Origin of the sequence: Allocoleopsis sp., assembly GCF_036703385.1 — a bacterium.
Taxonomy (GTDB): domain Bacteria; phylum Cyanobacteriota; class Cyanobacteriia; order Cyanobacteriales; family Coleofasciculaceae; genus Allocoleopsis.
Genome location: NZ_DATNPA010000466.1, coordinates 1 through 9,489 on the forward strand (window position 1 = coordinate 1; position 9,489 = coordinate 9,489).

Here is a 9,489-nt window from a genome sequence, read left to right on the forward strand (position 1 = left end):
TATTTATACGTCTTAATTTTGGGGAGCGTAGCAGGTGTTAACCCTGACCTCTTTTTGTAAGAGGAAATCAACGGTTGTTCAGTACAGATTAGATAGTACTCTGTACTAATTACCAGTTGAGCTACGCTTCCCTTCAAGACATCTGTGCCTATGGCTGTCAGCACAGATTGATGAATTAAATGGGTGCTTTCTTATTCAGTTTTCAAGGTTCAGTAAAATGACTTAGATTATTTAGAGAAAGAACCGACGTTCTAGTTGATATATCTGTCTGATATTGTGATAGCGAACGTTGGTTTGTATTTGGTTGATGTGTTCAGATGACCGTTGTTCTCGCTCTCTTTCAGGTTTTCGGAAAGGAGGCTGATTCGGTCTTGTGTTTGAATCCCCATTTGGTCTATGTTGACCGGGGAATCGAATCAGTAGTAACAACATTGTGATTTGGAGTTGGAGTTTTTAGCTCCGTTCTTTGCTTCACTACATTTATACTACATTTATACTACATAGAGTGTCAAGGGCTTGGAGAAACTTTTTTTGGATGTTGTCAATGCCTTGCAGCTACTAGAATTGAGCGAGAGAAGCTAAGGAAGAGTCGATATATAGCGGTTCTCAGTTGAATGCGGTACACTTTGACCTCTCTCTTACAAGGAGAGAGGCTTTGATTCTTACTCCCCTTCCCTTGTAGGGAAGGGGTTGGGGGTTAGGTTACTCGCTCTGTACTTCACGCAACTGAGAAACGCTATATATAGTGAAAACTTTTTTCCTTTAGCCTTCTGTAAGAGTGCCTCTCATACAGTCGCAGGAAAGAGGAGGTCGCACGGGGATGCTACCTCACACCATTTAATAGGCCGCTGATTAAGGTTGCTGTGCGAGTTATGGCAGACAGCTAGTCCGGATTTGAGACTCTTCCCAGAGCTTGATCAGGAAGAATTCAACGGCGTAATTCAGAGATGTTACAAAGACGCCTTCAGCACTATCTACGTCTGAAGTCATCCAAGTTCCCTTGAGGCTGACTTCGATGTATTCGGCATCGCACAGTGAAAGCGCGATCGCATCTTCTCCTTCCTCATGCCGTTCCAGATGACGCAGCTGTGGCATATCTGCTGGCAGCAGAAACGATGCCGTGCTAGGTTCGACGCAAAGATGGGTACCCGCTCTCAGCGCCAGAATCACTCGTGCCGTGACCCACTCCTCAAGGGGTTGAGCCAGACGCTCTAAGTAAAAGCCGTTTTCGGTATAAGTGAGTTTCAGCATCAGCTATATCTCCTGCCTCTCCAGGTTTACTTGCTGTTCACGCCAGAACTGCTCCGAGAAGGCAACAGTTGGGTGCATTGGCGCTTTGGGCTGGGTGCGTAGTGTCATTCCCGCTTGCTGGGGAGTGCGATCGCCTTTTCGGCTGTTACACCGTTCGCAAGCTATAACTACGTTGTCCCAAGTGTGTTTTCCGCCTTTTGACCGGGGAATTACGTGATCGAGTGTTAAGTGTTTGGTACTGCCGCAGTATTGGCAGGTGTGCTTGTCTCGTCTTAAGACTTCCCGCCGATTCACGGGAGGCACTCTCCAAACCCGCTCTCTATCTGTAATCGTCAAACGAATGTGTTCGGGTACCAACAGCACCACACTCGGTGAATGCACGGCAATACCCTTACCACTCGTAAAATCTAGAGGTTCTGCTTTCCCCGTTACGAGGAGAGCGATCGCTCGCTTAATGTTGACTCGACTGACTGGCAGATAGTTCTTCGAGAACACCACCACAGATTGCCTTAACACTTCAGTTGCGATCGTCACGGTTTGCCTCCTCATAGTTAAAACCCCCGCCTCTTTTATTCAGGAGCGGGGGTTAGGTGAAAACGTTTACAGTCTTCTTGTCCTATGTTGGTACGGCGCTTCTTCGCCTGTACCTCCCGCTGCTTGTATCTCGTTGTGGAAAGACGCTATTGCGTCCCGCTTCGCTATCGACACCCAGGAAATTCCCGGCGTCTTTATTAAATTGATTTCCAATCTCTGCTGTATGTTCTTCTATTGAGCTATACCTACCCTCATACCAAAAATCCACCCGCGATGCCGCTAAGTGCCAACCTCGTAGGGCAGCAGCATTAGGGCATGGGGTGGAAATAGATAAATGAAGGCTCACAGAATGGTGAATTGGTAAAGATCGATTTGAAAGCTGACTTTTACATACTACACTGGTATTACAAACATGTCCATATCTTTGGAGGAAAAAAAACAATGATGCGTACACTAACCAGAACAGCAACCACTGACATGGAAGTTACTAGCATCCGTTTAGAGAGAGAATTAAAAGAGAAACTCAAAGAACTCTCAGGCAATCAGGGATATCAAGCCCTGATTCGAGACGTACTCTGGAACTATGTGCAGCAGAAATCCGGTGATTATCGCCCCGAATTTTCCCAGTCTGATATCCGAGCCAGTATAGAAGCTATAGCTCAACAAGAAGAACGCTGCGTACTCACGGGCAAGTTTATTCGACCGGACGAGCGGATGTTATTGGGGCTGACAACAAGTGGAGATATGGTTCCCTTAAGTTTAGAGAGTTTGTCGCACAGTTAACACTCTTGAGGGCACTTTTATCAGGGTGCCCTCGAACCCTTTCTTGATATATCAGTAGAATAAACCCCTGGGGGAATGCTTCTGCCATTTCCTCATTAGTCGTCATGTTTGTGTTCTCGCTAAAAGAAGGTTCTACTGGGATATAGCTCTGAACACAGGAACCGTATGCAGGTAAAACTTTCCGCTAGTATAGGTTGGCGGAAGTAAAACTACCATTACGATTGCCCGATGGGAGACGGGGCAGTTGTGGGCTTTAGTCTAAAGTCGGTGGACTTACGCTCAAGTCTACTAGTAAACTCCACTGTTATTCCCAAGTCAGGACAGGTACCGAGTTGGCGCTCAAGATAGGTTCAAAATCGAGGTAGCGAGTGGGAATCTCTGCCGCAGAATCTGGTACGGAAACTTCTAAGGCTGAGCGAACTGGCTATAAGGTTATCAAATACATTAAAATCAGCGTTCAGAAATCCTTATAACTCCTAAGTTTATGAAACTCACGCTTCTGACTCCTCTTTTAGTATTGGTTCCTTTGGTCTTGGCGAGTTCCACCCAAGCTCAAATCCCTGAGCTGATTCGGCAGTTGCAAACCCTAAAGAAGTGTGAGAAATGTAACCTGAGAGGAGCTAACCTTTATGGTTCCAACCTAGAGGGTGCCAGTCTGAGTAATACCGACCTCAGTGGTGCTGATCTAAGGCGTACTAATCTTAATGGTGCTACCTTGAGTGGAGCCAACCTCAGGGGGGCTGACTTGAGTGATGCCAACCTCATGGATGCGGACTTGAGTGATGCGAACTTGAGTGGTGCGACTTTGAGTAAAACAACACTTTCTATTGTTCTTTTGTGTAATACCACCCTTCCGGAAGGAAGAATCTCTAAAAGAGATTGTTCGCGATTGTACCGCTAAGGACTCGTCCAAAAACAACTTCGCGCTTCTCTGGTAGGGCGAGAATTATCCACCTCTGAAATAATGTTTTGAGAATAGAAAATACAGAGTTTTTATGGACAAGCTATAAGAATATCTGCAATGGTCGAGACGACAACAAAAAGCCCCAGCACGGCTCTGGGGCTTGCCCGGGTATTGATTTCATCGATCTCAGGACTTATTTATTGATACATCCTCCACCGTTTCGCCCTTATGCCCACCTCAGGAAATGAGAAGGGAAAATTCTCTTGCTTCTAAGGTTTATAGCTAGGGGAGCGATTGACTGGACTTAACCCCACTGCGTTAACGCTACAGTGAAGCTGATCGCATTAAGTCTTGGCTCTTTTGTTCACTTGTATTCCAAAATACCATTACCAAACCTTAGCTTTTATCAGCTGCAAGAGAGACTTTAATGTTAAGACAGCCTGTGTCGGGAAATACTATACAACGAGACTGATGCCTTTATACGGAAAAAAAGCCCCACCGGAGTGAAGAGGCGGGGCAACTCAGTGGTTACACCTTTGGATCGTAGGCGTGATTCCATCCATCAGACTTCACCTTGTAAGTTCACCCGATTGGGTGAACTTGCTAATGGAAGTTGTGAGCGGATACAAAGCCTGAAATAGCTAATTTTGTCTACAAGTTAATCCGAGTGTTTTCAAAGGGAGTAGGGAATAGGAAATTAATGAAAAACACCCCATAAGATAATTCCTAGTAAGAAACTTTTTAACTTATTAGTATCAAAATGATTTATAGCTCACATCCTGTAATTTAAAAAAGAATACTGAAAATTTTTTGAAGTCAGAAATACAGAGTAAAATTGCCCAAAAAATCCCTAATTTTAATCGTAATGCTTTTACTTTAATATGACGTAAGAGCCGCAATAAGATGGATTTCTATATTCAATTGTTTATTTTTTTTGGACTCCAGACTTAATATAGCGTAACAATTGCTTAAAATAAGGACAGTCCTCATCTTTACAACGACTATGTACCTAACTTGGCTCGACAGTAACTCCTGGCTAATTGAACTTGGAGGAAAACGAATTTTGCTTGACCCTTGGCTAGTGGGTTCGTTAGTCTTTGGTAACCTAGACTGGCTATTTAGGGGTTCACGACATAGCGATCGCACGATTCCAGACAACATTGACCTAATTTTGTTGTCACAAGGCTTAGAAGACCATGCACACCCACCCACTCTAAAACAACTTGATCGCTCAATTCCTGTAGTTGGCTCTCCGAATGCAGCTAAAGTGGTACGGGAGTTGGGTTATACCAAAGTGACAGCACTCCAACATGGGGAAACCTTCACGCTGGAGCATCAAATCGAAATCAAGGCAACTCCAGGCTCCCCCATTGGCCCGACTCTTGTAGAAAATGGATATCTATTCAAAGAATTAAGTAGTGGTTCAACTCTCTACTACGAACCCCATGGGTTTCATTCCCCCTCGCTGAAGGAAGCAGCACCCGTCGATGTCGTTATTACTCCGATCATAGACTTAGCGCTGCCCCTGATTGGCCCGATTATCCAGGGAACCAAAAGCGCCTTGAAGGTGGCACAGTTGCTGCAACCCCAAGTGATGGTGCCCTCAGCAGACCCAGGTGAAGTTGAGTATGCAGGAATGCTGGTTTATGCGCTTCGCTCAGTGGGAAGTATTGAAGAATTTCGAGCGAAGCTAGCTCAAAAAAATCTGTCTACCCAAGTCATGGAACCCAAACCGGGCACTCGCTTTGAATTGGAACTCAAACCACGAGTCTTAGCCACTTAAGGATGAATCACATCCTCCCAGCGTCGCCCTTACGGAATAGCGTAGGGCTTCCGGCGAAGAAGCTAAAATCATCAATCTATCTTGACCGAAGAAGAGGAATAGGGCGTGGGGAGTCGGGAATAGTGAGGAACTAGTCCTATCCCGATTTCTCCTGTCTCCAATCCCCCAGACATCAGGGTACAAGCCCCTGCTTTTAAGCCCGTCGTTTCAGACGGGGTAAAATCCCCGCCTGAAACCTAAACCACTCCCCATTCCCAATTCCCGACTCCCTTTAATCTCCAAATGCTGTAGGGTGCGTCACAACGCCCCCTACTATTTGAGAGGGTTATTTCTCAGTCAACCTTCAAGATTAGTTTTCACAGCGCTATCTCCCTAAAACCAGAGAGCTAAAATCAGGAAATAGTTAATTTAATTCAACCATAACCATATCCAGGAAGTCTACCTATTTATAGACATGCTGATATAGAAATTGCGATACAAAGAAAAAGCCAGAACTATTAACAGCGGTTCCCCACCTAGCTCTGGCTTGGAAAATGTTATGTTGTCCATCGTTAGTATTCCCAGACTCAACACAAAAGCAAAACTCATCTGTACCAGTTGGTTAACTGTCCACTGATAGACCTCAATTTTCCCTAAAAATGCCCCTTGCTCTATCCAAAGCAGAGAGTCGATTAAGAGACTTGCATAGGGCAATTGCTAGAAGTGACGACAGGCTTCTACTGTTGAAGTATCAACAGTGGAGTCGAAAACAATGCCAGTAATTTTAAGCTTTATGGCCGTTGGCGCTTTTTTTCTGGTTTCAGCCATTATCGAAACCATGCTCGAAGGCCAATCACCCTCTGAGAATACTCTTAGAAACAAAAGACAAATTAACAGTTCAAGAAGGCTGAAGAAGGATAAAGTATGAAGCCTCTAATTTTTAAGACTTCATACTTTTCTCTCATTCGCTCCAGTTCAAAATCTGCCGGATCTGGTTCACTAAATCCTGTGCCTTGAAAGGTTTTGTAATCACTCCAGTTACACCCAAGTCAATAAATTGCTGTTGTTCGCTAATCTTGGCCTTCGCGGTCAGTAGAATCGTTGGGATGTGTTTGGTTGCCGCATGAGCTTGCAACTGGCGAAAAGTCGTAGGCCCATCCATATCAGGCATCATGACATCTAGCAAAATTACATCAGGCTGTTCCGCTTGAGCCGTGGTTAAGCCTTCGCTACCTGACGCTGCCGTTAACACATCCCACCCAGCGGCTGCCTCTAGACAGATTTGAATAATCTCTCGGATACCATCTTCATCATCAATCACTAAGACTTTCTTGGTTATCATTATTGCTGTCCTCAGTGTTCCGAGCGGGCAGCGTGAAGTAAAAAATGCTACCCTCACCTAGAGTACTCTCAACCCAAATCCTTCCACCGTGCTGCTGCACAATACTCCGGCAAATCGCCAAGCCTAAACCCGTGCCCCCTTTGTTACGGGAATCAGAGGCATCAACTTGGTGAAAGCGTTCAAAGATAGTCTCAAGCTTATCGGCAGGAATTCCACGTCCCTGATCTTGCACCTTGAACAATACAGTGGGGGTGAGACGGTAAGGGGGTAAAGTGGTGAGAGATGGGTCGGTTTTACCAAGGATGAACAGAGACTTCTCCTCTCCTGGCGGGGGTTGATCAAGCAGGGTCGAAGTGAAGTGTGTGGTTGCCCCGTTGGCGAGAGTTGGCGTTTGAGCCGCGTGCTGTGATAGCCGCACACCTTGATTCAAAAGCATAGGGGTGCTTTCCCGTTCTCCTGGCTCTTGAAATTCTACAGTTAACCACACGGTAGAACCTCTAGGCGAAAATTTAATAGCATTACCCAGTAAGTTGGTCAATACCTGGATGATGCGGTCAGGGTCGGCATAGACTGCGATCGGCAATATCGGTGCCCCTTGGGCGATCGCTTTAGAAGAAACACAGAGAGTAACTCCAGCTCGATTTGCCATCACCTGAATCATCTCTGTGGCTTTGATCAGTAGCTCAGCTGCATCACAGGTCTGTTTGAGCAAGCTAATTTTGCCAGACTCCAAGCGTTCTAGCTCCAGGATATCATTGACGAGCCGTACGAGGCGTTCGGCACTCTGTGCTGCAATGTCGATGACTCGACGCCCCTTCTCAGACTGGGTATCCACCAGCCCACTTGATAGCAGGTTCAAGGCACCGTGAATTGAGGTTAACGGAGTGCGGAGTTCATGGCTCACCACAGAGATAAACTCATCTTTCATCCGTTCGATCACCTGACGTTCGGTAATATCTTCCCCGATGCTTAGGGTACCCGTCACATAACCCTGCAAATCTTGGAGTAGCGTCGTGTTCCAGGCAATCACTCGTTCTTCACCCGATTTGGTGAGGACGATGTTCTGATTATGGGAGTAAAATTCCTGCTCCAGAAATTCCACGAAATTGTTCTGCTGACGCTTTCTCTGATGCTGCGGGAGGAACGTGTCAAACCAATCTTGTCCGATAACTTCGGCTTTGGTGTATCCGACCATTTCTAGGAAACAGGGATTGGCATACTCAACCCTCCCCTGGTTATCCACTCCGACCACTACTAAACGTACATTTTCCAGTAAGCTACGCCAACGTCGCTCAGCTTCCAACAGAGTTGCAGCAATTTTCTTTTGTTGCGTAATGTCGCGGGCAACCGTCGAAAGCATTTTGACACATCCGTCCGGTGATTTGTGGGCAATAATGACTTGGCTGACAGGAATTTCCAGTCCTTGCTCGCTTAAAAAAGCCGTTTCACCCACCCAGGCTCCGTCACGCATGGCTCCTGGAATGCCTTCATGACGAATCAGTTCATAAGCCCAATCTGGGTGAGCCTCAGCAAGGGTGAAATTCGCAAAATCCTCATTTTCCCCAAATCCAAACACCTTCCGAGCCGCACTGTTGAGGTAGTAGAACTGTTCATCAACACTGGCTGTGGCAACGATATCAGGAGTTGCTTCGAGAATGGCGATGAGTTTGGCTCGTTCCTCTTGTGCCTGCTGTAGCTCAATGATTTTTTGCTGGAGTTCTGTATTGGCTTTTTCTAGGTCTGTCGTCCGTTCCTGAACTCGGATTTCTAACTCGTCATGAGCATGGCGTAACGCTTCTTCTACCTGTTGGCGGTTGATGGCTGTCGCCAACACATTCGCGGTCGCTTGCAGAAAGTGAATATCATCTTTCGTAAACTTCCGAGGTCGAGCTGAATGTGCTCCCAAAACCCCATAGGGACGGTTTTGGCCTGGAATAATCACACTCATACCGCTCTTGACTCCATGCTGGTGCAATAAACAGGGGCCGCTGAACCGTATTTCTTGGCTTAAGTCTTCAACGATGACTGGCTCCCTGGAGAGTAAGGTATAGCCAGCTTGAGAATTAAGACCTAGCTCTATCTTGGCTTGTCCTACCAGTCCTTCTTGCCAACCCACACCCGCTCGCAGGAGTACAGCATCCTCATCAGGAAGAAGTTTTAAAACCTTGCAGAATTCTACTTCAAGGATTTGAGCAACCAGAGCAACGGCTTGGTTAATTAGGCCATCAAGTTGATCACCTGCCAGTGCCTGTTGACCCAATTCGGCAACCGCCGCTTGCTGTCTGGCACGGGTTTTAAGCTCCGCCTCTACCCGCTTACGCTCAGCATTTTCACTTTTTAACTCTTCATTAGCTCTGAACAGTTCTTGTGTTCGTTCGTGAACCCGAACTTCTAGCTGATCATACGCTTGGCGCAGTGCCGCTTCAGCTCGTTTGCGCTCGGTTACATCCTGAACCAGGCATAAAATCGAGACTAGTTTCCCTGAGGCATCAAACAAAGCTGAGTTGTACCAGTCGCAGTCAATGACTCTGCCATCTTTTGTGTAGTTACGATTATCATTCAGGTTACGGGGTTGAGAACCAGTTGTTAACTGCTCCATCACTCTCTTAACTTGTTCGCTATCCTCTTCATGGATGAACTGCCACTCCTGAGGATGCTTACCCATCACTTCTTCGCTGGTCCAACCAAAAATTTTCTCGGCTTGTTTTGACCAATTGATTAGGCGATATTCCTGGTTCCACTCGATGATGGCTAAAGGGGTGTTTTCGACATGGAACTGTAAGTGTTGATAGGCTCTTTGCAGGGCTTGCTCCACCTGCTGCCGCTCAAACAGTTCGCGTTGCAAACGCTCATTAGCTTGTTGTAATTCTGCGGTTCGTTCAACGACTCGGCGTTCTAATTCTTCGTTGGTCT

The 9,489-nt window shown here is 46.3% G+C and carries 7 protein-coding genes; 3 read left to right on the forward strand and 4 right to left on the reverse strand.

The window, feature by feature from the left end:
- Positions 1–870: 870 nt before the first annotated feature.
- Both V6C93_RS22790 and V6C93_RS22795 read right to left on the reverse strand, forming a co-directional pair.
- Complete coding sequence (locus V6C93_RS22790) at positions 871–1,251, reverse strand: alr0857 family protein (RefSeq protein ID WP_333478963.1); 381 nt, start codon at positions 1,249–1,251, stop codon at positions 871–873.
- 3 nt (positions 1,252–1,254) lie between these two features.
- The gene (locus V6C93_RS22795) at positions 1,255–1,785 is read right to left on the reverse strand and encodes an HNH endonuclease (protein ID WP_333478964.1); all 531 of its coding nucleotides are present in this window, start codon (positions 1,783–1,785) and stop codon (positions 1,255–1,257) included.
- 444 nt (positions 1,786–2,229) lie between these two features.
- Here V6C93_RS22795 and V6C93_RS22800 point away from each other — a divergent pair, with 444 nt between their 5' ends.
- The 3 genes from V6C93_RS22800 to V6C93_RS22810 all read left to right on the forward strand — a co-directional run bounded on the left by V6C93_RS22800 (position 2,230) and on the right by V6C93_RS22810 (position 5,255).
- Entirely contained in the window at positions 2,230–2,568 is a 339-nt protein-coding gene (locus tag V6C93_RS22800) for a hypothetical protein (protein ID WP_349262807.1), read from the forward strand.
- A gap of 484 nt (positions 2,569–3,052) precedes the next feature.
- Positions 3,053–3,469 carry a pentapeptide repeat-containing protein gene (locus V6C93_RS22805; RefSeq protein ID WP_333478966.1) on the forward strand — a complete coding sequence of 139 codons (417 nt, stop codon included), beginning with the start codon at positions 3,053–3,055 and terminating at the stop codon, positions 3,467–3,469.
- A 1,006-nt stretch (positions 3,470–4,475) separates the two neighbouring features.
- Positions 4,476–5,255 (forward strand): MBL fold metallo-hydrolase, encoded by a 780-nt coding sequence (locus tag V6C93_RS22810; protein WP_333478967.1) that lies wholly within the window; start codon positions 4,476–4,478, stop codon positions 5,253–5,255.
- 940 nt (positions 5,256–6,195) lie between these two features.
- Here V6C93_RS22810 and V6C93_RS22815 read toward each other — a convergent pair.
- Both V6C93_RS22815 and V6C93_RS22820 read right to left on the reverse strand, forming a co-directional pair.
- Entirely contained in the window at positions 6,196–6,576 is a 381-nt protein-coding gene (locus V6C93_RS22815; RefSeq protein ID WP_333478968.1) for a response regulator, read from the reverse strand.
- Positions 6,548–9,489 (reverse strand): PAS domain S-box protein (locus V6C93_RS22820; protein ID WP_333478969.1); only part of this gene is annotated, 2,942 nt, incomplete at its 5' end. The genes V6C93_RS22820 and V6C93_RS22815, both read right to left, overlap by 29 nt.

What these genes read in the sequence shown, in the direction of transcription:
- V6C93_RS22805 (WP_333478966.1), top strand. Translation starts at nt 3,053, where the DNA reads ATGAAACTCACGCTTCTGACTCCTCTTTTAGTATTGGTTCCTTTGGTC.
- V6C93_RS22815 (WP_333478968.1), bottom strand. Translation starts at nt 6,576, where the DNA reads ATGATAACCAAGAAAGTCTTAGTGATTGATGATGAAGATGGTATCCGA.
- V6C93_RS22800 (WP_349262807.1), top strand. Translation starts at nt 2,230, where the DNA reads ATGCGTACACTAACCAGAACAGCAACCACTGACATGGAAGTTACTAGC.
- V6C93_RS22810 (WP_333478967.1), top strand. Translation starts at nt 4,476, where the DNA reads ATGTACCTAACTTGGCTCGACAGTAACTCCTGGCTAATTGAACTTGGA.
- V6C93_RS22790 (WP_333478963.1), bottom strand. Translation starts at nt 1,251, where the DNA reads ATGCTGAAACTCACTTATACCGAAAACGGCTTTTACTTAGAGCGTCTG.